The organism is Aquibacillus salsiterrae, from assembly GCF_028416595.1.
Lineage (GTDB): Bacteria > Bacillota > Bacilli > Bacillales > Amphibacillaceae > Aquibacillus_A > Aquibacillus_A salsiterrae.
Genome location: NZ_JAMQKC010000004.1, coordinates 100,623 through 122,854 on the forward strand (window position 1 = coordinate 100,623; position 22,232 = coordinate 122,854).

The following is a 22,232-nucleotide window of genomic DNA, read 5'->3' on the forward strand; positions in this document are numbered from 1 at the left end:
AAACAAATGGAATTCACTAACTTAAATTTGTTATAATTTAGCTGAGGTGATGTTAAGTGAACACTTTAAGTGAAGATGCTAAACAAGAATTATTTAATGCATTAAATGGAAAGCAGTCTGGGGTCTTTGTTGTAGATGGTAAATTAGTCTCCATTGAAGTTGAAAATAATGATTCACATAATGATTTACCACAGGAAGATTTATCCCAAGAGATTGAAGGTTATCCTGAGTTAAAAGAGTCATTGACAAGGTATTTAGATAACCCAGGTATGAAGCGATACACCGGAAGTGAACTGAAAGCTAAGCGTAATGAAAAAAGAAAATTATAAGGGATATAAAGTCCTTTTTACTGAATTTGAATTATGCTTAATTTGGGAATCGTTTGCTGAAGGTATGCGATATTGTTTCTTGTTGCTTCTCCAACATGCTTTGTAAGCTTTTCTACGAAGTGTTTCGGTGGCTTCTCTTGCTCTTTTTTATCATCCATTTCTATGACCTGTTCTAGTCTTCCCTGGAGTGTTTTAATGTCCAAGTTCTTTCAGAGCGACCATGATATCACTAAACTTCTCCAGGCCTACTTCGCTCCAACTTCGGCCATTTTTCAATCGTTTAGCGAAGACACTCATTGTTCCCTCTGCGCTTCTCATCGGACGGAATCCCTCCGTATCAGTTCCCTTTTCTCTAAGCTTTTCTTTTTAGGTACCTGGTACCGATTCTGTGCTGCCACTCGCAAAAGGGGACTGTCATTTATCATGACAGTCCCCCATTTTCTTTATTTCCACGTTACACGGAATAAACACTCATTTGTCCATTTGTGGTGCCTGACACCAAGACCTTCCAAAAAAAGTGAGCTTCATTGGCTAACTGAACAAGACATCAATGAAATATGTAAGAGAGTTTTTAATATAGCTAATTATAATATTAACTACGACAATTCATTTATGACAATACAAGTAAATTAGTGTTTGACAGAAATGTATGAACTTGTTATCATGAATTTAAGGAAGGGTAACTGAAGTGTAAATCCAGCCTTATATAAAACTTGATTAGTGTGGAAGGGCAGTATTATACTTAAGACCAGCCACAGGTAACCTGAATGAAGAGATTAATTTTTAATTACAGTTAATCTCTTTTTATATTAACTTAAATGAATAATTAAATAGTTGAAATATATAATAGTAATAAGGGAAATGTAGTGGAAGGGTTGCTTTAAGCGTAAAACCAGCCACATGATCCCCTGAATCAGACTTCTACCCAACCGGTGGAGGTCTTTTTCGTTTCTATCCCATGTGTTCAAATGTTTATACTCTCACAAAATTAGCCAAGAGAATGGTACATATGTGGTGTCTGACACCATAGCGCCTGGGTAAGGGTGTTGCCCAACCAGAAAAAAAGGACCATTGTATATTATAAGGAGTCCTATTGATCAAATAATTCCAAGCATTTTATCGGATATATGTATATGTTCTGGTTAATATAATTTTATAAGGCACGATACAGTTGAACATACACGTCCTCCTGAATCACCTTGAAGTCAAATCGTTCATAAAACCCAATGAAGCTGGGGTGGTTTTCACATTCAATAAGTACAAACCTTCCACCAAGCTTATCAAACAATTCATAAATGAGTTCGATACAGTTTTTAACTAATTCTTGTCCAGATATGTATTCTGTGTAATCATCACTTTTTCCTAATTGCCCAATTAAGTAACCTATTGCTTGATCAGCATTTTTGTTGCTTGTTACTTTTTTTCTTAGCGACTTGGATACTGCATCGTTAAAAGTGATGGATTTCATTGTAATGGTAAAATAACCAAGTATAGCAATTACATCATCATTCGCCAATTGGTCTTCATCCAAAAATACATAAGTACGACCTATGTTTTTATATTCAAATTCAATGGCTTTGGAGCGAAGGAAATCTTGGACATCCCTATTTCACCTTACAATCAAATTCGGAAACAGCAGGAATAACTCTGTCTAGACCTGCTAGTTCCAATAATGTTCTTAATGAGAATATAGTCTTTTTAATAATTCTTCGCTTCTTTCAATATTCTTCAATACCCCTGTTTTTTTAACAGGTTGGCTACTTTGAGACTCTAATACGTCAACAAGACGTTTGGCAGCCTCGTCTGATTGGATTTCAATCGGCTTTTCAAAAGAAGATGTAGCCATACCTATCACCTCTTATACCTATTATATGTCATTTCTCTAAAAAAATAAATGGTCCGTTCAGCTATTTCGTTCAAAGGCTGCATTTGTGATGCCTAGACACCAGATTCCTACGTAGGTGGAATTATTGTTAATTTGTCTTTCGACAGGGTCAGGCACCTATGTTGGCCCCTATGTTTTCCTATTATACGCTGACACCAAGACTCCCTAGCCAAGAGAATGGTACATATGTGGTGCCTGACACCAAGACCCAGAACATACGCTCTATACATGAATATAATATATGCTTATAAGAGCAATTGTTCCTTTTTTTAAAAAGAAGGCCTGCAGAGATTTCTCTCCACAGAGCTTTCCTTGATAGTTCGACATATTTCGGACGTCACTGTGAGCATACCTACAGACACCAAAACCAAAACCTAAATATTTCCCTTCCCTTTTCATCAGGAATATTATTATGTATAATAGGAATATAATAAAAGGTGAAGTGCTACTAACACTTCACCCTGCAACTTCTACCGTAAGGGTGGTAGTTGTCTATGTTTATCTATTTTTTATGAGAACCACCCTTTTGCTTTCGACGGCGTAGGGTGGTTTTCTTGTTTTCTAATATGTACTTTCGAAAGAAATAAGCGCTTACTTCACGCACAATTCCCTTCAGAACTTCTCGTAGAAATTCAAGAAATGTTTCCATGATTATCACCTCCTTTCCTAAACGGAAAGAAGAACAACAACCAACCACCCTCATATTCAGCTGCTATTTCATTCTATCATTTTACAATCCAACTATTACATATATATATTAAAAAAAAAGCTCTGCAGAGAGGTTTCTCTCCACAGAGCTTTTTCTTCTTATCATTCGACAAAATTCGAGTCGTCACTGTGACCATACCTTTTAATTTTTAATATTATTTCTTTCTTTCAATTTCCTAATTGCTTCTTTGGTCATTTCATCTTGATTTTTCAGGTGGTAATTTGGTACTACATATACTCCTTCAGCGGCTTCTTCTAACTTTTTTATTTTTTCTAGATATTCTTGACTAAAAGTTTGTGCACTCATGAAGGTACCTCCTTAATCAAAATATTGATTCACCAATTTCCTTGCACCATAAGGATCGATTATCATTCTACTTGTACTAGGGTCTATTAAAATTGCACCATAAACTTCTTGGTAATGCTCTACTAACTTGGACTTCGCATGTAATGCCATATATCCTTCAAAGCCTAATTCAAAGCTTTTTTTACAAGCAACAGCAAAGAGATAGATGAGCACCAACCCCAATAAAGTCTTTGTCACGTCCAATATTCCACGGTGCGCTTTCAACAAGCTGTAATTCAATCCATCCCTCTTTAATTTCATATGCAACTACATTTGTGGTACCTGACACTAGATCCTATATTCTAATCAAGTGTCCACTTCTAAAAGACAAAACACCATTTTGTCTTTTTTAGGTACCTGGTACCGATTCTCCTGTTTTTGATTTTAAAATTGTTCTACTTTTTCAGAAAAAGATCGAAACTCTTCTTTATTAATTGTAGAAGCCATATTTCTCTCTTTTAATATTGTTGTATATATTCTAGCAAGGGTTCCTTTCAGATCATTGAGGGTTTCAAATTGCTTATTCTCCATTTCGATAATTTTATTTACAGTTTCCTTTTTAATACTACTATTTAATATACCAAAAGACTCTCCAAATAGTGAATTAAGAGTGCTTAGAATAACATTTATATCAACATGGGTCTGTACTATTACGACTTTTTCTTTTATATCTTTAATCAGACTATCTACTTTTTTAAAAAGTATATTCAAATCAATATCATCATTTGCTTTACTTATTCTATCTAATACCCATTTTCTACCTTCTTTTCCCAGGTTAATAAAATCAGTATGATTATTTTCAATTAAAATATTTTCATAAGAGTCTATTGCTTTCTTATCCTTAACTGTTTCTTTCTTTTCAAAGTTTTCTATATTCCACTTCTTTTTTAAAGAATTCATACGAATTTCTAATTCTAATCTTGGCTCATATTTACGTGGGAGAAGTTTTAATAAAGGGGATAATTCAGCAAAATCATTTATGTTGCCTTGCGTTTTACTTTCTAACTTTGTGATTATAGCTTCCATCTTTTCAACAATTAACTCGTTATTGTAGCATTCTGTTACTGTAATTCGACACTCAGGAGATATTATCAATTCTAATTCTTCTGTTTCTGCTATTGTTCCTTGATGAAATAAATCCATGAATAGAACCTCCTATAATTATTAAAAGTAAAGGCCAACCACTATTGTGATTGGCCTTTATAAATTAGTAGAATATATTAATTAGTTGCATCAATTGCTACATCAACATCAGCTTTAATAGATGCTAATGATTTGTAGTCAATACGAGCTGGTGTATCAGCATCGTTCATAGGGAATTCTGCAAGGAATGATTCTGAAACTTCAACTTGACGTTGAGCTGTAAGATCATCAAATGCATCATAACCAATAGCCGCTAAAGCAGATTGCATTTCAGCAATAGTGTCTGCAGCATTTACACCATCTAATAAACCTACATAATCAGATACATAACCAGCTGCAGCAGGTGTAGCATCATCAAAGATTGCTACAGCAACTTCTTCAGCAGTATCGCCTGAGAAGTCTACATCAAGAATGCTTTCAGCTAATTCAAGCTTTTGAGTAGATGTCAGGTTAATATAGTTAACTGTTTCTGATACTCCACTAGCATAAGTGTTTAATGCTAAAGTAGTAAGTGCAGCTCTAGCTTCAGTTGCAGTTGAAGCAGCCTTAAGTTCTTCTACCGTATTTACAGCATCTCCCTCATTCGTGATTGCTCCCGCAAAAGCATCTACGTTTGTAAAGTATGCAGCCTGATAATCTTCAACAACATTAAATCTTTCGAAAAGATCTGATAGACCTTGTACAGCATTTACTCCATCATAGAATTGCGCTGCTGTACCTGCTGTACCTGCTGTTTCAGTTCCTGCAGCAGTTGCAAGATCATCAATATCAGCTAAGATAGTTCCTGCAGCAGGGTTGTTCACTAAGTCAACTGCTCCTACCACATCAGCAATATCATTTGTTACTGAAGCAAGAGTTGGAGCTTCAGCATTATCCCCAGCACCATAAGTAGTAATAGCTAGGATTGCGTCTCTGTAATCAGCTACAGTATCATCATCAGTTGCTACATCAGCGAAATCAAATACAGTATCTTCAGTTACTGCTGCAAGTCCTTCAAGTGCAGATAATACAGTAGATGTGCTTGCATCTGCAGCTAATCCATCTAATGTTGTAACTGCATCAAGTTGAGCTTCAGCGTTACCAGCAACGATTTGTGCTTCAACAGCACTAGAAGTACGAGCAAGACCAGCTGTTTCTAATTTAGTTAAGTAGAAAGAACGAGCTTCATCGAAGAATGGAGCATCTCCAATGATACCTTCATCATCTACAAGAGATACTAAGTTATTGTAAGCAACTGACAACTGAGCAACAGTTGATGCCTCAAATACTCTTAGAACACGGTCTACTTCTTTCAAAGTAGTTTCAAAATCAGCTTTTGTAGTTACATCTTCTTCATCTGGAGCAACAAATGATACCGCTTCTAAAGCAGCATTATAATCGTCACGATCAGCATCTGCAGCTTGTGCTGCGGCAACTAGATTTGTTGCAGCAGTTAGGTTAACCCCATCAATAGCATCTTGAACACCAGTTAGTGTTGTAAGGCTTGTAGCATCATCACCAGGGTCTGCTCCATCAAGTGCTACTTCATAATCATCAATATTGTCAGGGTTTACACGGTCAAATGAAGCTTCTAAAGCTGAAAGAAGTTGAACCATATTCTGAGCTTCTAAAGCATCATTAATTCCTTCAATAATCGTTTCAGTGTCCCCTAATTCAATAACATCTTTGTTTACTCCATCAACAAATTCTTGTACTCCTTCTAAAGAAGTGAAATCGTCTGTTAGAGTACCAAATTCAGCAAAATACTCATCAGCATTAGAAACTACTAGATTTTCAGCTCCAACAGCTTTTAATGCATTATATAGATCAACTTGAGTAGAAGCAGTGTTCACATCATCTAGCAATGCTAAGAAATCAAGATCGATTTCAAGTCCACCTACAGTCCAAGTACCTTCTGGGTCTTCACCAAGTGGAGACTTGAAGTAGAATGTTGCGATTGTTTCACCTTTAACTAAATCAACTGAATCAACAGCAACAACATCACCATTGTTGTCAATAACTTCAATTGAGAAGTCTTCTTGAGCTTCTTCTGTTGCTGGGAATGTAACAGTTACTCCATTACGGTCAATCGCACTTACACTCTCAACCGCAGGAGTCTGCGCTTCAACAGCTGCTTGTGCACTATAAACAAATGTAGAGAATGCTCCACGTGTTACTGCATCGTTTGGACGGAAGTCAGTTACTGTAGTTACTCCGTTTTGAGCAAGAACTGTAACAGCATCTTTGTAGTAAACACCATCAAGGTTAACGTTTACCGCTTCACCAGTGTTTTCTAGTCCGAATGCATTAACAAGTGTTACTGCCATGTTTTGGCGAGTTAATGTATCGTTAGGGTTGAATTCACCATTGTTACCAACGAAGATTCCAGCTTCTACTACTGCAGCAATTTGCTCAGCGTATGGGGAGCTTGCATCAACGTCAGTGAAAGCAGCTAGAGTTCCTTCAACATCTTCAGCTTGTAAGTCAAGTGCAGCTGCGAATGCTACTGCAGCATGTTGACGAGATAATTCTTGATAAGGCTTGAATGATCCGTCTGGATATCCTTTGAATACACCTTGTTCTACTAATGCTTGAACCGCATCGTAGTGTGACTCTCCTGGCTTAAGGTCGTTGAAATCTTCCGCAGCTGCAACCGCTGCTGGTGCTACTGCTGCTAACGCTGCTGTTGCTGCGATAGAGGTAGCTGTAATTTTGCGTAATTTTTTCTGACTCATAAATCTTTATCCTCCCTTAGTATAACTGTAAAATTTATATAACACTATTCCTTCGGCCAAATATGTAAGCCTTGGAAAATAGTAATTCCCCTAGTAAACTATTGGCACATGACTAGTATAGAGAATGATGGCATGATTTGTCAACTATTTCTAGTAATTTGTAAATGAAAATGATATATTAAATAATTACTAGTTTACAGACTGACAGTATGTAGTCAGTGACTGCCGGAATAATGACCAATCAGTTGTCCTTGGGTTGATTCTTATTTTACTAGCATATCTGCTAGAATACAAGGCTTTGAAAGTGTTTTCCTATCAGCAAGTTTTACCAGTTTTGCCAAACCCTTTCGAATCACCCTATCTACTATATGACTAGATACTGTCGTTAGACCAATTATTTATTCTTTTGTTTGAATACTTCAACAAGAAACAACGGCAAAGCTAATTGTCGTTTCATCCGCCACGGTTCGATCATCAATCGGTATAGCCATTCAAGGCCTAATTTACGAAAGCTTGCTGGTGCACGTTTAATGTTGCCAGCGACGACGTCAAATGACCCGCCCACTCCTTGGAAGACAGACACATCTAACTTATCTCGATTGGCCCGAATCCACTCTTCTTGCCTTGGACTTCCCATCGCAACAAAAAGCAGATCTGCCTTTGCCGCGTTTATTGTGTCAATGATCAACTGGTTATCCTTTTGGTAACCATCTATCACACCAGCGACTTTTAAATCTGGATACATTTGTATTAGCTTTTGTTTGGCAGCTTCGGCAACACCGGGCTTTCCCCCGTAAAGGAAGATGCGCTTTTGTTGTTTCGCTGCGACACCGATTAATGTATTCATTAAATCGATTCCGGTAATCCGGTTAGAAATGTTGCCGCCCTGAAGCTTGGAAGCAATCAGGACGCCAACCCCATCAGGAATTTGATAATCCGCACTATTAATAAGCTCTTTTAACTCGGGGTCCTTCGAAGCTTTGATGATCTTCTCTGGGTTCACCGCGACGATAAAGGATTGCTTTTTCTCTTCGATAGCAAGGAATAATTTTTTCGCTATAGTTGTGTACGTCTCATCGGAAACGTTGACGCCTAGTATCGTTTCTTTTTGTTGTGTCATCTGCTCACCTGTTTTTTGCATCGCCAAGACGAATGTAATCAAAGCCAGCTTCCCGCCATGCTTGTTCGCCGATGCAGTTTTTAGTATCAAATACGATGTTTGCTCGCATGTTTTGCTTAATGTCGCTTGGTTCATACGTTTTAAATACTTTGTGATCGGTCAAAATTACGATAATATCGGCATCCTTTGTTACCTCATCAAGGGTAAGTACTTGGTTTGGGACGCGAATGTCTTTAATGTACGGATCGAATACGTTGTAATCGATCTTCTTCTTATTTAAATGCTCCATGATCGTTAAGGACGGGCTTTCTCGCATATCATCGACATTTCCTTTGAACGATAAACCGAGCAACGCTACTTTGGGCCGGATCAGATTATGTTCCTCAGCAATTGCAGCAATCCGGTCAACCGTATATGCTGGCATGTCGTCGTTTGTGTTCCGTGCCAGGGTAATCATGTTCGCGATCGTTGGTTGTAGTTCGGCAAGGAACCACGGATCAACCGCAATACAATGTCCACCGACACCAGGTCCAGGCTGGTGAATATTAACGCGCGGGTGGTAGTTCGCAAGCTTAATCGCTTCCCAGGCGTTGACACCAATTTTTTCACTAATTTTTGCAAGCTCATTGGCAAACGCAATGTTGACGTCACGGTACGTATTCTCGATGACTTTTACCATTTCAGCCGTTGTTGCGTCGGTAAGGTGGATTTCACCTTTGACAAACGACTTGTAAAGCTTTCTTGTTAGCTCGCTTGATTTCTGATTAATCCCACCGACGATTCGGTCATTTTCTTCCAATTCTTGAAAAATTTTGCCCGGAATGACGCGTTCTGGTGAATGGGCAATATAGATGTCTTCATGCAGGTCTAGGCCTGTTTTTTCCAAGACTGGCATCATCACGTCCTCGACTGTACGTGGTGGTACAGTTGATTCTAAAATAACGAGGTTGCCGTTTTTTACGAACGGTACGATGCTTTCTGTACCTGCACGGACATAGTCAAGGTTCGCTGTTTTCTCCTTCGTAATTGGTGACGGCACCGCAATGATGAATACGTCTGCTTCGATTGGTGCTGTCGAGAACGTGAGCTTTCCAGCTGCAACGACCTCATCTAATGCTTCTTGTAAGCCTGGCTCTTCGATATGAAGCTGTTGCTTTTGTAATTTATCAATCACTGTTTCATTAACGTCCATTCCATGTACTTGAAAACCGTGCTTGGCAAACATGATCGATGTTGGTAAACCGATATAGCCAAGGCCTATTACACAAATTTTTTCCATAAAGATATATCTCCCTTTCTAGTTGTTATCTCCGGGTACGGAAACGGTCTTGCCTTGTTTAATTGTTTCCACCCATGCAATAATAGCAAACACGAACATTGGGAACACTTGATTCTCCCATATGTTATAAACGACTCCAACGAGACTGGTGAACAACCACAGTGCAATTGTTGCATTAGCGACCGCTTTGTTGGTCGGTCTGAGCTGCCATATCCGGTACGCCATGTTTAATAGGAAGATAGCGAACAAAATGACACCGACTGCACCTGTCTGAACGATAATTTGAATGTATTGGTTATCGGAATAAAAATCTTTATCTAAATAATCATAAATACCTGCTATGCCATAGTCTTCATAAATCGGCGAAGAATATACGAGTGCTGCTGAATCACCGAACGTACCAAAGCCGGTACCGATGATTGGGTAATCCATGAAGATCTCGAAGCCTTTTTTAACAAAAAAGACACGACCACTGTTCGAGCTCCGTTCGATTTCTTCTTTATTGTTGAACCGGCCGGCTAAGCCACCGTTATCGTCTGACGATTCCCCTTTCACCCCATCACTTTGCTCGACGCCGGCATTTTCTAACGCTTGGTCAGCAAAATCAATTGGTAAGTAAACGAGAATGAGACCGGCAATGGTCGCTATTGCTAACTGCTTCAGAATGATCCAGCGCTTGGATAGGGCGAGGTAAACGGCGCCAGCAATAAGGAAGCCGAGAAATGTACCGCGCGAATACGTAAGCAGCATCGTTCCGACAAATAAGGATAAGGCAATGTACCATCTCTTATCATTTGTCGTGCGAAGGAGCATAAAGGTTACCATAATGGCGATAATCATATATAAACCCATCGAATTCGGGTTTCCGATTAGACCATAGATTCGGTCAGCATTTGCTTGTGATACAAACATATCGACCCAAGCGTCTGGTAGCAGCCAATTACGTTGCGATAATTTTTCGACGAAGCCGTGTAAGCTAAGCACGACACCAACGCCAACGATCACTTTTGCAATCGTGGTGAAGTCTTGACTGGTCCAGGATAGGCGCTTTATTCCATAGAACAGCAAGTACATCGTTAGAAATTTTCTTAGTTGGAAAATGATGGCCGTTGGCGAGACTCCGGTGATGAGTGCGGAGATGGCTCCGACGACACAGAAGGCAAGGTAGGCCCATTCATAGATTTCCAGTTGAAAGATTGATTTGATGTCCTTTTTTTTCAATGCATGGTAAAGGACGACGATGACAAGGACGAGAATCGCGAGGTCGCCTGCTAACTTTAATCCGCTATTTATTTCCACTAAAAACGGGCGAACTGGGAAATATAAAATCAACAGCGGCATGATCCACTTTGGCTTGAACCAAGTGATCGCCGCGAAGAATGCAGATGATAGTACCATTGATACGGTTGGAGGTAAGATAAGTCCAAATCCCAGAACAGCAATGGTTGCGATAATAAATAAGTAAAAATTCCTTTGACTATTCATACATTCAACTCCAAAATCATGATTGTCGTGCAAGGCGACCTGATCTGGTCCTGGGCGCTTGGCCATGCGGGCGCTGGCAGTTGGCTTGTTGCTTTGCCATGGTTGCACAGTTAATCTTGGCGGCGCTCGCCATGGTTTACGCTTTGATATTTTTGCGATGTGGTCGATCGGGATAATTTTCTTCCCTATATTACTTGCACACGATAATAGCATATACATTTTGGTCGATATCTTGCAACAATTAAATGAAGATTGTCGATAGATTTTTTAAATTGGGTGTTTATTAAATAAAAAAAGTACTTGTTATTTAATAAATGCCACTTGTTTCTGTGAGTCCATTCATAGAAGCGTTCCACGGCTTAGGTTAAGGTTGGCATAATAATTGGGCTCGCTCGGGGGTCATTGCGCTCGGGTGACTACCGAGTGCTCAGCGATTGGGCTCGCTCGGGCATCATTGCGCTCGGGTGACTACCGAGCGCTCGGCGATTGGGCTCGCTCGGGCGGCATTGCGCTCGATTGACTACCGAGTGCTCGGCGATTGGGCTCGCTCGGGCGGCATTGCGCTCGATTGACTACCGAGCGCTCGGCGATTGGGATCGCTCGGGCGTCATTGCGCTCGGGTGACTACCGAGCGCTCGGCGATTGAGCTCTTTCGGGGGTCATTGCGCTCGGGTGACTACCGAGCGCCCGGTGATTGGGCTCGCTCGGAGGTCATTGCGCTCGATTGACTACCGAGCGCTCGGCGATTGGGCTCGCTCGGGGGTCATTGCGCTCGGGTGACTACCGAGCGCTCGGCGATTGGGCTCGCTCGGGGGTCATTGCGCTCGATTGACTACCGAGCGCTCGGTGATTGGGCTCGCTCGGGGGTCATTGCGCTCGATTGACTACCGAGCGCTCGTTAATTGGGCTCGCTCGGGCGTCATTGCGCTCGGGTGACTACCGAGCGCTCGGTAATTGGGCTCGCTCGGGCGGCATTGCGCTCGATTGACTACCGAGCGCTCGTTAATTGGGCTCGCTCGAGCGTCATTGCGCTCGGGGGTTAACATATTAACTAACCCCTTCATCAAAATTACCAATTACCTCGCAATAGATTTTCGGTACTTTTCTCCCGTTTTTGACCGTACCTACGTATCTTTACACACGATTGGACGAAACTACAACCACATTCATTTTTTATGTGATTTGATTCGCCACAATGTTGGTGAATAATGGATATTGTTCGTGCTATAATGAGCCTAGAGATTTTAAGTTGGGGGAAATAGTTTTGGCAAAACAATCCGTACTAGCGGCACTGTGGATGCAGCTTCGTCCGAAACAATGGGCGAAGAATGTGCTTGTGTTTGCCGCGCTGTTGTTTTCATTTCGCATCGTTCAATTAGATGCGGTTATCCTGTCGATTTATGGGTTTATTAGTTTTTGTTTCACAGCAAGTAGCATTTATATTATGAATGATTATAATGACCGCGAGGCTGACCGGCATCACCCGGAGAAAAAGCACCGTCCAATGGCGTCGGGGGTACTTGATCCGAAGCTAGCAATCGTCGCCGGGTTTCTACTACTTTTACTTGCGCTCGGTAGTTCGTTCGTTTTAAACAAGCTATATTTTACGGTGTTACTCATTTATTTTGTGATGAATTTATTATACAGCTTTTGGCTCAAGCATGTTGTCATTATTGATATTATGATTATTGCTGCCGGGTTTGTGCTTCGGGCGATTGGTGGTGCGGTCATTATTAATGTGCCGTTTACCCCGTGGTTTTTGCTATGTGCGATGCTGTTATCGTTATTTTTGGCAATCGGTAAGCGGAGGCATGAGCTGTCGTTGGTGCTTGAAAAGGAAAGTTCCGGTTCGCACCGGAAAGTGTTAAATGATTACACGATTACGCTGCTCGATCAAATGACGAGTATTGTGACAGCGGCAACGATTGTCAGCTATGCGGTCTTTACATTCACCTCTGGCAACACGGTCCATTTAATGTGGACCATCCCATTTGTTATTTACGGCATGTTTCGTTATTTGTATTTGATCCATGTCGAGCAAAAAGGCGGCGCACCAGAGCGGATTTTATTGGAAGACAAACATATATTGGTGACAGTTATCCTCTATGCGGTAGCCGTTGTCATTATTTTTGCGATATTTGAATAACGGAAGCTTGGGGACCGTTCTCGTGCTTCATTTACGTTGAAGCACGAGAGCCTTCCCTCTTTTCCTATGAAAGGATGCGGTTGGATGGTGAAGGCACGAAAGGAAAGGCTTAGTGGTTGGGGCAATTATCCGGTTCAGTCTGGGTATGTGTTTCGGCCAGAGCATTTGGATGAATTGAAGCAAATAGTAACAGCGAAGGAATATAGTAGTTACATAGCTTATGGACTCGGTCGTAGTTACGGGGATACTCCGCTAAATCGCGGGGCTGGCGTGATTGGGACGAGCCGCTTGAATCATTTTATTGATTTTGATGAACAAACGTGCTTCCTCACGTGTGAAGCTGGTGTAACCTTACACGAAATTATTGACGTATTTTTACCACGCGGATATTACTTGCCGGTCACACCGGGGACGAAGATGGTTACCGTTGGTGGTGCGATTGCGAATGATGTCCACGGCAAAAACCATCATGTCGATGGCACGTTTTGTGAATTTGTCGCATCGTTTGACTTGCTGACCGCTTCTGGTGAAATAATTACATGTACGCGTGACCGTCATGCTGATATTTTCTGGGCAACGGTCGGTGGGATTGGGCTAACTGGTTTGATTTTGCGGGCTACATTTAAGCTAATTCCAGTCGAGACGGCTTACATTAATGTTCGTTATGAAAAGGCTTCGAACTTGGATGAGGCGTTTGCTAAATTTCAAGCAGACGCTGATTTTACATATTCGGTGGCGTGGATTGACTGTTTGGCAAGTGGCGACTCGCTTGGTAAATCGGTGTTGATGCGCGGTGACCATGCTCGGGTCGATGATTTGCCAGCATCGATTGTTGACCCGTTAAAGCCGGCCGATAAATTTAAGCTGAAGATGCCGATTCATGCACCAGGGATGGCACTCAATTATTATAGCATTTCGGCTTTTAACAAATTATACTACGGTATGTACAAGGATGAAGACAAGTTGGTCGAGCAATCGTCGTTTTTCCACCCGCTCGATGCGATTACTGATTGGAACAAAATGTATGGTAAAAACGGCTTCATCCAATATCAAGCTGTTTTTCCTAAACATAATAACCCGAAAGAAGGGTTGCGCAAGCTGTTGACGAAGCTTAGTGATGCACGGCGCTCCTCTTTCCTAGCCGTGTTAAAGAGCTCGGGCCCGTGGAATGGCGGCTTGTTGTCGTTCCCGGTGGAAGGCTATACGTTGGCACTCGATATCCCGATCAAGGACGACGGTCTGTTCCCGTTTTTACGGGAGCTTGATGAGTTGGTGCTTGATTACGGCGGACGCGTCTATTTGGCGAAGGATTCATCCTTAGAAATCTCGGCGTTCCAAGAAATGTACCCGACATGGGAGGATTTCTTAGACGTGAAGGAGAAAGTTGACCCGGGTCATTTGTTCTCTTCCTCGATGGGACGACGATTAGGATTAAGTAAATAAGCTGACTACTGCGGGCAGGAAGGGGACAGGTTCTCTATCCTTGCTTTGAGGCTCGAAATGGGAGCAGGATAACCGTCTCCCAACAAATTTTAAGGAGTGATGAGAATGGGCTCTATACTTGTGCTAGGTGCTAATTCGACGATTGCGCAGGCAACAGTTAGGAAATTAACTGATAAGGGAAAACATTTTATTTTAACGAGTCGCGATCCATCGCAGCTCGAAGACTTAAAGAATGATATAAACATTCGTAGCCAAGTCGATGTGCAAGTTAGGGAGTTTGATGCACTTGATTTTGCTGGGCATAAAGCATTTTTTGACGATGTTGTTGGTAGTGTTGATGTGCTCGATGGTGTTCTGCTCATGTACGGGGCAATGGATGACCAGAAGCTTGCCGAACATGATTTTGCCGTGGCGCGAAACATGATTGATGTCAACTACACATCGGCCGTTTCGATGTTAAATATTGCGGCCAATTACTTTGAGCAGCGCGGTGCCGGGTTTATTTGTGCCGTCTCGTCTGTCGCTGGTGACCGGGGTCGGAAAAGCAATTACATCTACGGCTCGACGAAAGCTGGACTATCTGTCTATTTGCAAGGGCTGCGTAATCGCCTGCACAGGGCTGGTGTCCACGTCATTACGATTAAGCCTGGCATGGTCGATACGAAAATGACGTACGGTCTAGTTGAGCCGGGACCGCTACTCGCCGACCCTGTTACGGTTGGGCGCGACATTGCAAATGGGATTACGGCTCGGCGTGAAGTCGTGTATACACCGTGGTTTTGGCTGATTATTATGGGGATTATTAAACTTATCCCTGAAAAAATCTTTAAGCGGACCGATTTGTGATGGAGAGTGCACGTTTAGTTCCGAAGCTGTTGACAGGGCTCGTCGTTGGCGTCCTTGTCGTAGCCGGATTTTTACTGTTTGCTGATTTGCAAAAAGTACTTGATACGATTCGGCGGATGCCAGGGGAATGGTTGCTCCTGGCCTTTATTTTGACCTTTATCAGTTACCTCGTTCGCTTGTGGAAATGGCATGTATTTTCGCGCTGGTCAGGGTTTACGATTGGTTTTTTCGATAATGCGGCAATTTTTTTCATCGGCTTGATGATGTCGATTACACCAGGAAAAGCCGGCGAGCTGTTAAAAGGCTATTATTTGGAAAAAAGAGCGGGTGTCAGCTATGCTGCGTCGATTCCGGTTATTTTTTACGACAGACTAACGGATGTGCTCGCGATGCTTGCTTTAGTTAGTATCGGGATGACGGTCTATCCGCTTGGAATTACTTCTGTTGTCGTACTTGCTGCTGCTATTGTCTTATTTTTTATCTTGCTGCAACGACGTAAGTTGCTGTTTCGTCTAATTGAATGGGTGACCGTCCCGAACAAGCTACGCCGCTTCCGGGGGATGTTCCACGACTTTTATGAGCACACGTTACAGCTTTTACAGTGGAAAAAGTTAGTTTATGCGTTTGTGATTAGCTTCGTTGCGTGGTTGTTCGAGTGCTTGAGTTTGTTTGTCATCTTACAGGCGTTCGATGTCGATATGTCCGTTGTTGCTTCGATTTTGACGTTTAGCTTAGGTACAATCGCCGGGGCAGTGTCAATGATTCCAGGTGGGCTCGGTGCGGCAGAAGGAAGCATCACCGGATTGTTAATCTACTTCGGTGTCGAGGCAAATTTAGCCGTAACCATTTCATTATTAATTCGGTTTGTGACACTGTGGTTCGGTGTTGTACTTGGTATCATCATTTTTGTATTAACAAGAAAACGACTTGTGCGGCGGGAGCATGGGGGCGGTTCTCGTGCTACTTTAAGACGCTAAGCTAGGAATTTTTTGTAATAATTAGGAAGCGGAAGAGTCGTCCCTCCGCTTCTACGAAAGGATGGTTTGGATGCCATATTTTGTTGCGCCGTTTGTTGGGTGGGTTGCATCTGGTTGTTTGAAGTTTTTGATTAACATGATTAGACATGGCAAGGATGCTCGTTTACATATGGGAAATGGTGGTTTTCCGAGCACCCACACATCGACCGTGTCTGCGACGGTCTTTTTAATTGGGTTTGGCGAGGGGTGGTTTTCCCCTGCGTTTGGCATTGGTGTCGCCTTTTTATTTATTACGATTATTGATGCGACAGGCCTGCGGATTGCTGTTGGGAAGCAAGCAACTGTTGTCAATACTCTGACAGATGGGCAAAAGGAGCGCGTTATGCTGCGTGAGCGCATGGGCCATACGAAGCTTGAAATTGCTGGCGGGCTTGTCGTTGGCTTTATTTGCAGCCTCGTCCTCTTTGTTGGTTGGAGGCTGATTGTCGGTGATTAATCGACTACATCGCACATGGCTTATTTGTTTATTTTTCGGATACAGTATTTACATTTTTGTCCAAGGCTACTATGACACAAACGGGTACCTATCGTCCGACTCGGCCCATTACCTTCAGCTTGCGCAAAACATGTTAAACGGGAATGGGATGACGACGACAGACCTCGTCCCGCAAATGAGTGGTTATTTTGCCACATGGCCTGTCGGATACCCACTATTAATTGCTGGCGTTGCATCGATTTCTGGTATGGATGTGTTTTGGGCAGCGAAACTTGTTAATAGCTTGTTATTCGGACTTTGTCTGATCTTACTTGAACGTTTGTTTGGCAACCGCGCAGGCCTCGTCGCATTCGTATTTTTTATCAGCACAGCAACGGAAATATTTGCCTATACGTGGTCAGAAGTGCCGTTCATCTTCGGATTGATTTGGCTCGTTTACGGTATTTCCCGGTACATGACAATGAGGAGATTTATCTTTGCTGTGCAGATGCTATTTGCCGCTGTGTTTTTATTTATGGCAAGATACATTGGCTTGATCGGGGCTTGCATCATTGGACTGATTGGATTTTATTATTTGTTCAAACGCGAGTGGAAAGCGATGCTCGTTTGCTGGGTCACCGGGATAATTCCGATTCTATTTGCCGCGGTTTATTTATCGAAAAATTATCTAGAAACAGGACAGTTTACCGGGATGGAGCGCATTCCGCGGCCTGAGACGAGCAGTGAATTTTGGCGAATGCTAACAGATGCGATGGTTGCTGAATTTAATTTATTTAGCATCAGTAAGGAACAGTTTTTCACTGCTAGTATCGTTGTCTTAGTCGGTGCGATTGTCTTGTTTATCCGGCCAACATTTATTAAAGCCCTTTTTACCGTGGAACAGAGGCGCATGCTTGTTCCTGCGTTATTCTTTTTCGTGAGCGTCATTTATTTCGTCGCGATTGTGTACATGCGCTGGAGCTCGCAATTCGATCCGTTTAACTTCCGCTTACTCGGTCCGTCAACTGTGATGTTATGGCTTGCGATTGTCGGGTGGATTGCCAAGCTTGATGGTAAGAGCTTTCGGCGGTGGCGCAATACGGTAGTGCTTCTGTTTGGCTGTACGTTTATCATGACGATTTTGTATGATACGTACAGTTTAGCGATCAGTAAGGCCGATAAATACGGGGCAACTCGTGCAGATGTATTGGAAACATTCGAGCAAATCCCGAGCGGAAGTATTGTCGCGCTTGAAAATATCCACGCCCGTTATTTGCGCACTGATTTGCAGTATATTAAAGTGTATCAACTCCCCTATTTTAAAAAGAAAGAATCCGTTGCTACGTTTATCGAACGCGTGACACCAAACAGAGCAAAAGGCGTGTATCTACAAGTCCGCCCTCTCCCTGCGACAAGGTATCATCAGAGCTTTGTGAATTTAATGGAAGAAAATAAAGATAAACAATTTGTACAGCTCGACAAGGGCGATAGGTAGCTTATCGAACCGGATTGATATTGTTAGACAAGAAAAGCGCCAGTGCCTTGCTTAGTCCCGACAGGCATAAGACAAGACCTGACGTGGCGCTCAAAGGGATTGTCTTATGACCCCGAGGGACTAGGCACTGAACCTAGACAGCTCTAAATCTTTTTAAAACTCTACCAAAAAGCCAAGGGGTAGTTTTTCTTGACCTACACCCTTGGCTTTTTATTTGTTCACTTTATTTAATGTTTTTCTGAGCATGCGTAATACAGGTTTTTTGCCATTTACTGCACCAACGATTTCGGCAAAAATATGCAATAACACGAGGACAATGAGCGTTATGATTAGTGATGCACTAAGCGTCGCATTGGAAAATAAAATCGCTAACACGCCAAACACCGTACTAAATGCATAAATGATTAAAACGGTCATCCGGTGACTAAAGCCTGCCGCGAGCAATTGATAGTGAATGTGAAACTTGTCCGGCATCATAATATTTTCACCTTTAAAGGCTCGTCTAACAATCGCGAACAGCGTGTCGAAGATCGGGACGGCGAGCACGATAATCGGAATAATGAAGCTAAACAGGGTGACATTTTTAAACAGTCCTAAGATTGAAATCACCGCGACTGAATAGCCGAGAAACATCGAGCCCGTATCTCCCATGTAAATCTTCGCTGGATGAAAATTGTGGTATAAAAATCCAAAATTACTGCCAATTAATACGATACAATACATAAAAACGGCCACTCGGACATCGACAAAAGCCATGACAGCAATGCTCGTTAGTGCGATCGTTGTCACGCCAGACGCCAAACCATCGAGCCCGTCAATTAAGTTAATCGCGTTTGTGATGCCAATAATCCACAAAAAAGTTATTAATATGCTAAACGATTCTAAGGGAACAATCCCAATTATTGGTATGGTTATTTTTTCAATTAATAGCCCAGAATATATGAGTATTCCACTGGCAATTACTTGTCCGGCCAGTTTATAAACGGGTTTTAGTTGAAAGATGTCATCGAGTATTCCGGTAATGATGATAACGAAGGTCCCGATCATGATTGGCCAAAAATATGTGAACGTTGGCTGAAGATAGATGAATCCAGCGATAACACCGAGATAAATCGCAAGACCGCCTAATCGCGGCGTCACAACAGTATGAATTTTTCGGTGGTCTGGTACATCCATCGCACCAATCAGAACCGCCAATTTCTTCACTTGCGGCGTCAGGATCCATGTCGCAACGAGTGAGATGATGAAAGCAATCACCAGCTCATCTATTTCAAACATATATATCCCTACTTTTAATTGTGATTTACCGTTAATATGGCTAAATGGTGAAGGAACTATGATGTTCAAAATTTGGAAGCAGTTATTGTAAGAACAAAAGCGCACGAACGATTCCTCCGCTTCCATGTATAATTTTGTATTTTTTGCAAAAAATAAAAGCACTTCCTAAAGTAGTAAGGAAGTGCTTTGATGATTATTTCTTTACTTTTGTGCTTTTGACTAGGTTTAATATTGGGCGGTAGCTGTCACTAATTAAGCCAGTTACTTCGACAATTAGTTCAATCATAATTAGTAGTAATACTAGCGTGATAACCGAGCCATACACCGTTGCCTCCGTGAATACTACAGCAGCTAAGCTAAATAAAGCACTAAGGGCATAAATAGCAATTACTGTTTGGCGGTGTGTATAGCCGAGACGAATTAAACAGTGGTGCAGGTGTAATTTATCTGGTGCCGATAATGGCTTTCGGTTAATAATGCGTCGAATAATCGCAAACACCGTATCCAAAATAGGTACACCTAAAATAATAATTGGCACAATTAACGAGATAACCGTTAAGTTTTTGAAAAGACCCATAACAGACAGTGTACTAATCATATACCCTAAGAAAAGTGCGCCTGTATCACCCATGAAAATCTTCGCCGGGTGGAAATTATAGATTAAAAATCCAAGTGTACTACCTAACATAATTAGACCTAAGAGTGCGACAACCGTACTTCCCATCGATATCGCCATCCCTGAGATGGTAATTAAAGCAATCGATGATACTCCAGCTGCAAGCCCGTCTAGACCATCAATTAAGTTAATCGCATTAGTAATGGCAACAATCCAAATAATGGTTAACGGAATCGCGAAATAGCCAAATTCAATCCGGTCTACAAATGGTAGTGTCACGAAATCGATTTGAACGCCACCAAGAACCGTAATAATAGCAGCTAACAACTGGCCACCAAGCTTTGTTTTAGCTGAAAGTTCTTTCATATCATCAAGTACACCGACAAGCGTAATGATGAAAGAACCGATTAGAATTGGCCATATTTCTGCTAAGCTTCCTGGTAAAAATAAAACAATACCAAGCACGAAGCTTATGTAGATGGCAAGACCACCTAATCTCGGCATGATTTTCACATGAACTTTTCTTGCATTCGGCTGGTCAACAGCACCGATGCGAATCGCCAATTTTTTAATTTGTGGTGTTAGTAAAATCGATGCAATAAAGCATAATAATAAAGCCAAAAATCCCATCATGAATCCTCCTAGGAAAGTAAATCCTGATAACTTGTTTCATTGCCTGCTAGTTTTATAGACGTTGCTTGCTTGTTAAAAGTTTCAAAAAATAGTACGTAGCATGATGCATACAAGCCCCTATGCTAATTTACATTCTGCCTAATTATAAGAAATTAAATTAAAAATTTCAATCTATTTTTTTACCCATATCAAAAATAGTAAGAAAAGCTCAAGGCGCGCCTTGCTAGACCTGACAGGCAAGACCCGCAGGCATGTAGGCTAAAAAGAGTCTACATCGCCTTGGGTGTACCACCAATTAGCTGCATCTAGTACTGTTTCGTCTGTGTCTAAATGGTGAACAATAAAAGGCATCGGGCGGTCTCGTTCTTTTAACCCAAAATAATGCATCTTAGGTACCATCTGATTGGCCGGAAAACTCCACGCTTGGATTAAATCGGTGTCCTTTAAATAGGTAAGCGCACCTTGGATTAAATATTCCCAATTTTTTTCGTCATCGATTGCAAGCCAGTCGACAACATAGCCGAGCGATAACTCGCCAGTTTTCTTCTTCATTGTTTCCTTCTTTACGACGATATAACCCTGCAGCTCTTCATCTTTTACTAATGTAAAAATCGTATAGTTGTGGCCTGGCCGCTTAACGTAGCGCCAATTTAAATAGCTCGCATCCCGCTTCATCATAACAGGTTTTAGCATCTTTGTCTTATCTGCTAACACATCAAAACGCGCGTCACACTGTTCGACCGCTTCGAACAGGTAACCGGTTGGTAAATGAAGCTTCACTTTCCGCAAGCGATACATTCGGTATAGTCCATCCAAAATCGTAAACGGTTTGATGATTTTCGTAATGGTTGCTGCAATTTTCCAAGGCTCAAGCACCATGTAATACCTAGAAATATCGGTTACGTAGACGCCATCTGTGTATTGAAGCAACAGCTCTTTCGCCTTTGGTGCAGGGAATCCATGTAAAATCGAGATTCCAGACGCTTTTGCCTTCTCGATCATTGCCTCGTTTAATTCGCGGTAAATCCCTTTTCCTCTCGCAGCTGGGTCGACCATCGTATCGATGCGCAGTCCCGCCTTTTTCATTTCTCCGTCAACATACACTTCGAAAACCCACAGCGCTATGTGTCCCAAAATTGCTTCTTTTTCTTCAAAAACGAGAATCCACGGGTTGTCTTTACCTGGGGCATTGATATACTTCCACTGCCACTCTTCCATAGAGCGTTGCTTATTGAATACTTTGGTAAAAAGCGCTTGGATTTGACCTTCATCCCCAGCTTTATACATGCGAATTCCCATTTTTGCCACCATTCC

Annotated in this window: 21 protein-coding genes and 1 pseudogene; 7 read left to right on the forward strand and 15 right to left on the reverse strand. The window is 41.8% G+C overall.

The genetic code is table 11. From position 1 onward, the window contains the following. The first annotated feature begins 56 nt into the window (after nucleotides 1-56). Nucleotides 57-329 carry a hypothetical protein gene (locus tag NC799_RS07090; RefSeq protein WP_272445696.1) on the forward strand — a complete coding sequence of 91 codons (273 nt, stop codon included), beginning with the start codon at nucleotides 57-59 and terminating at the stop codon, nucleotides 327-329. Between the two features lie 17 nt (nucleotides 330-346). On the opposite strand, the gene NC799_RS07095 is transcribed toward NC799_RS07090, so the two are convergent. The 12 genes and pseudogenes from NC799_RS07095 to NC799_RS07150 form a co-directional block, all read right to left on the reverse strand. Further along, nucleotides 347-487, reverse strand: a complete 141-nt coding sequence (locus NC799_RS07095) for a hypothetical protein (RefSeq protein WP_272445697.1) — start codon at nucleotides 485-487, stop codon at nucleotides 347-349. A gap of 34 nt (nucleotides 488-521) precedes the next feature. Continuing rightward, nucleotides 522-680, reverse strand: a pseudogene (locus NC799_RS07100) (UPF0236 family transposase-like protein); the annotation flags it as partial. An 802-nt stretch (nucleotides 681-1,482) separates the two neighbouring features. After that, on the reverse strand, nucleotides 1,483-1,845 hold the full coding sequence (locus tag NC799_RS07105; protein WP_272445698.1) for an acetyltransferase: 363 nt from the start codon (nucleotides 1,843-1,845) through the stop codon (nucleotides 1,483-1,485). 162 nt (nucleotides 1,846-2,007) lie between these two features. After that, nucleotides 2,008-2,175, reverse strand: coding sequence for a hypothetical protein (locus tag NC799_RS07110; protein WP_272445699.1), 168 nt, complete (start codon nucleotides 2,173-2,175; stop codon nucleotides 2,008-2,010). 541 nt (nucleotides 2,176-2,716) lie between these two features. After that, nucleotides 2,717-2,863 (reverse strand): hypothetical protein, encoded by a 147-nt coding sequence (locus NC799_RS07115; RefSeq protein ID WP_272445700.1) that lies wholly within the window; start codon nucleotides 2,861-2,863, stop codon nucleotides 2,717-2,719. Between the two features lie 201 nt (nucleotides 2,864-3,064). Then, the gene (locus NC799_RS07120; RefSeq protein WP_272445701.1) at nucleotides 3,065-3,229 is read right to left on the reverse strand and encodes a hypothetical protein; all 165 of its coding nucleotides are present in this window, start codon (nucleotides 3,227-3,229) and stop codon (nucleotides 3,065-3,067) included. 12 nt (nucleotides 3,230-3,241) lie between these two features. Continuing rightward, nucleotides 3,242-3,508 (reverse strand): hypothetical protein, encoded by a 267-nt coding sequence (locus NC799_RS07125; protein WP_272445702.1) that lies wholly within the window; start codon nucleotides 3,506-3,508, stop codon nucleotides 3,242-3,244. A 144-nt stretch (nucleotides 3,509-3,652) separates the two neighbouring features. Then, nucleotides 3,653-4,411, reverse strand: a complete 759-nt coding sequence (locus tag NC799_RS07130; RefSeq protein WP_272445703.1) for a hypothetical protein — start codon at nucleotides 4,409-4,411, stop codon at nucleotides 3,653-3,655. Between the two features lie 77 nt (nucleotides 4,412-4,488). Next, nucleotides 4,489-7,125: an S-layer homology domain-containing protein gene (locus tag NC799_RS07135; RefSeq protein WP_272445705.1), complete on the reverse strand. Its 2,637-nt coding sequence runs from the start codon at nucleotides 7,123-7,125 to the stop codon at nucleotides 4,489-4,491. Nucleotides 7,126-7,519: 394 nt separating this feature from the next. Beyond that, on the reverse strand, nucleotides 7,520-8,245 hold the full coding sequence (locus NC799_RS07140) for a WecB/TagA/CpsF family glycosyltransferase (protein WP_272445869.1): 726 nt from the start codon (nucleotides 8,243-8,245) through the stop codon (nucleotides 7,520-7,522). 4 nt (nucleotides 8,246-8,249) lie between these two features. After that, entirely contained in the window at nucleotides 8,250-9,524 is a 1,275-nt protein-coding gene (locus NC799_RS07145; RefSeq protein ID WP_272445706.1) for a nucleotide sugar dehydrogenase, read from the reverse strand. Nucleotides 9,525-9,542: 18 nt separating this feature from the next. After that, complete coding sequence (locus NC799_RS07150) at nucleotides 9,543-11,009, reverse strand: O-antigen ligase family protein (protein ID WP_272445707.1); 1,467 nt, start codon at nucleotides 11,007-11,009, stop codon at nucleotides 9,543-9,545. A 1,249-nt stretch (nucleotides 11,010-12,258) separates the two neighbouring features. Between NC799_RS07150 and NC799_RS07155 the strand changes: the two genes are divergently transcribed. The 6 genes from NC799_RS07155 (at nucleotide 12,259) to NC799_RS07180 (ending at nucleotide 18,391) form a co-directional block, all read left to right on the forward strand. Beyond that, on the forward strand, nucleotides 12,259-13,155 hold the full coding sequence (locus NC799_RS07155) for a decaprenyl-phosphate phosphoribosyltransferase (protein ID WP_272445708.1): 897 nt from the start codon (nucleotides 12,259-12,261) through the stop codon (nucleotides 13,153-13,155). 84 nt (nucleotides 13,156-13,239) lie between these two features. Further along, nucleotides 13,240-14,598 (forward strand): FAD-binding oxidoreductase, encoded by a 1,359-nt coding sequence (locus tag NC799_RS07160; protein WP_272445709.1) that lies wholly within the window; start codon nucleotides 13,240-13,242, stop codon nucleotides 14,596-14,598. A 105-nt stretch (nucleotides 14,599-14,703) separates the two neighbouring features. Continuing rightward, nucleotides 14,704-15,444 carry an SDR family oxidoreductase gene (locus NC799_RS07165; RefSeq protein ID WP_272445710.1) on the forward strand — a complete coding sequence of 247 codons (741 nt, stop codon included), beginning with the start codon at nucleotides 14,704-14,706 and terminating at the stop codon, nucleotides 15,442-15,444. After that, complete coding sequence (locus tag NC799_RS07170) at nucleotides 15,444-16,421, forward strand: lysylphosphatidylglycerol synthase transmembrane domain-containing protein (protein WP_272445870.1); 978 nt, start codon at nucleotides 15,444-15,446, stop codon at nucleotides 16,419-16,421. Before NC799_RS07165 ends, NC799_RS07170 begins: the two co-directional genes overlap by 1 nt. Nucleotides 16,422-16,491: 70 nt before the next feature. Continuing rightward, nucleotides 16,492-16,917, forward strand: a complete 426-nt coding sequence (locus tag NC799_RS07175; protein WP_272445871.1) for a divergent PAP2 family protein — start codon at nucleotides 16,492-16,494, stop codon at nucleotides 16,915-16,917. Next, nucleotides 16,910-18,391, forward strand: a complete 1,482-nt coding sequence (locus NC799_RS07180) for a hypothetical protein (RefSeq protein ID WP_272445711.1) — start codon at nucleotides 16,910-16,912, stop codon at nucleotides 18,389-18,391. The genes NC799_RS07175 and NC799_RS07180 overlap by 8 nt, the downstream gene beginning before the upstream one ends. Nucleotides 18,392-18,601: 210 nt before the next feature. Here NC799_RS07180 and NC799_RS07185 read toward each other — a convergent pair whose 3' ends face one another. From NC799_RS07185 to NC799_RS07195, 3 genes are all read right to left on the reverse strand, one after another. After that, the gene (locus tag NC799_RS07185) at nucleotides 18,602-19,669 is read right to left on the reverse strand and encodes a glycosyltransferase family 4 protein (RefSeq protein ID WP_272445712.1); all 1,068 of its coding nucleotides are present in this window, start codon (nucleotides 19,667-19,669) and stop codon (nucleotides 18,602-18,604) included. Nucleotides 19,670-19,862: 193 nt separating this feature from the next. Further along, a complete protein-coding gene (locus NC799_RS07190; RefSeq protein WP_272445713.1) occupies nucleotides 19,863-20,915 on the reverse strand; it encodes a glycosyltransferase family 4 protein in 1,053 nt (350 codons plus the stop codon). 261 nt (nucleotides 20,916-21,176) lie between these two features. Further along, on the reverse strand, nucleotides 21,177-22,229 hold the full coding sequence (locus NC799_RS07195) for a GNAT family N-acetyltransferase (protein ID WP_272445715.1): 1,053 nt from the start codon (nucleotides 22,227-22,229) through the stop codon (nucleotides 21,177-21,179). Nucleotides 22,230-22,232: the final 3 nt, after the last annotated feature.

Coding starts and splice junctions, on each gene's coding strand:
- NC799_RS07095 (WP_272445697.1), bottom strand. CDS start 487: ATGGATGATAAAAAAGAGCAAGAGAAGCCACCGAAACACTTCGTAGAA.
- NC799_RS07110 (WP_272445699.1), bottom strand. CDS start 2,175: ATGGCTACATCTTCTTTTGAAAAGCCGATTGAAATCCAATCAGACGAG.
- NC799_RS07115 (WP_272445700.1), bottom strand. CDS start 2,863: ATGGAAACATTTCTTGAATTTCTACGAGAAGTTCTGAAGGGAATTGTG.
- NC799_RS07120 (WP_272445701.1), bottom strand. CDS start 3,229: ATGAGTGCACAAACTTTTAGTCAAGAATATCTAGAAAAAATAAAAAAG.
- NC799_RS07130 (WP_272445703.1), bottom strand. CDS start 4,411: ATGGATTTATTTCATCAAGGAACAATAGCAGAAACAGAAGAATTAGAA.
- NC799_RS07135 (WP_272445705.1), bottom strand. CDS start 7,125: ATGAGTCAGAAAAAATTACGCAAAATTACAGCTACCTCTATCGCAGCA.
- NC799_RS07140 (WP_272445869.1), bottom strand. CDS start 8,245: ATGACACAACAAAAAGAAACGATACTAGGCGTCAACGTTTCCGATGAG.
- NC799_RS07145 (WP_272445706.1), bottom strand. CDS start 9,524: ATGGAAAAAATTTGTGTAATAGGCCTTGGCTATATCGGTTTACCAACA.
- NC799_RS07150 (WP_272445707.1), bottom strand. CDS start 11,009: ATGAATAGTCAAAGGAATTTTTACTTATTTATTATCGCAACCATTGCT.
- NC799_RS07160 (WP_272445709.1), top strand. CDS start 13,240: ATGGTGAAGGCACGAAAGGAAAGGCTTAGTGGTTGGGGCAATTATCCG.
- NC799_RS07165 (WP_272445710.1), top strand. CDS start 14,704: ATGGGCTCTATACTTGTGCTAGGTGCTAATTCGACGATTGCGCAGGCA.
- NC799_RS07170 (WP_272445870.1), top strand. CDS start 15,444: ATGGAGAGTGCACGTTTAGTTCCGAAGCTGTTGACAGGGCTCGTCGTT.
- NC799_RS07175 (WP_272445871.1), top strand. CDS start 16,492: ATGCCATATTTTGTTGCGCCGTTTGTTGGGTGGGTTGCATCTGGTTGT.
- NC799_RS07185 (WP_272445712.1), bottom strand. CDS start 19,669: ATGTTTGAAATAGATGAGCTGGTGATTGCTTTCATCATCTCACTCGTT.
- NC799_RS07190 (WP_272445713.1), bottom strand. CDS start 20,915: ATGGGATTTTTGGCTTTATTATTATGCTTTATTGCATCGATTTTACTA.
- NC799_RS07195 (WP_272445715.1), bottom strand. CDS start 22,229: ATGGTGGCAAAAATGGGAATTCGCATGTATAAAGCTGGGGATGAAGGT.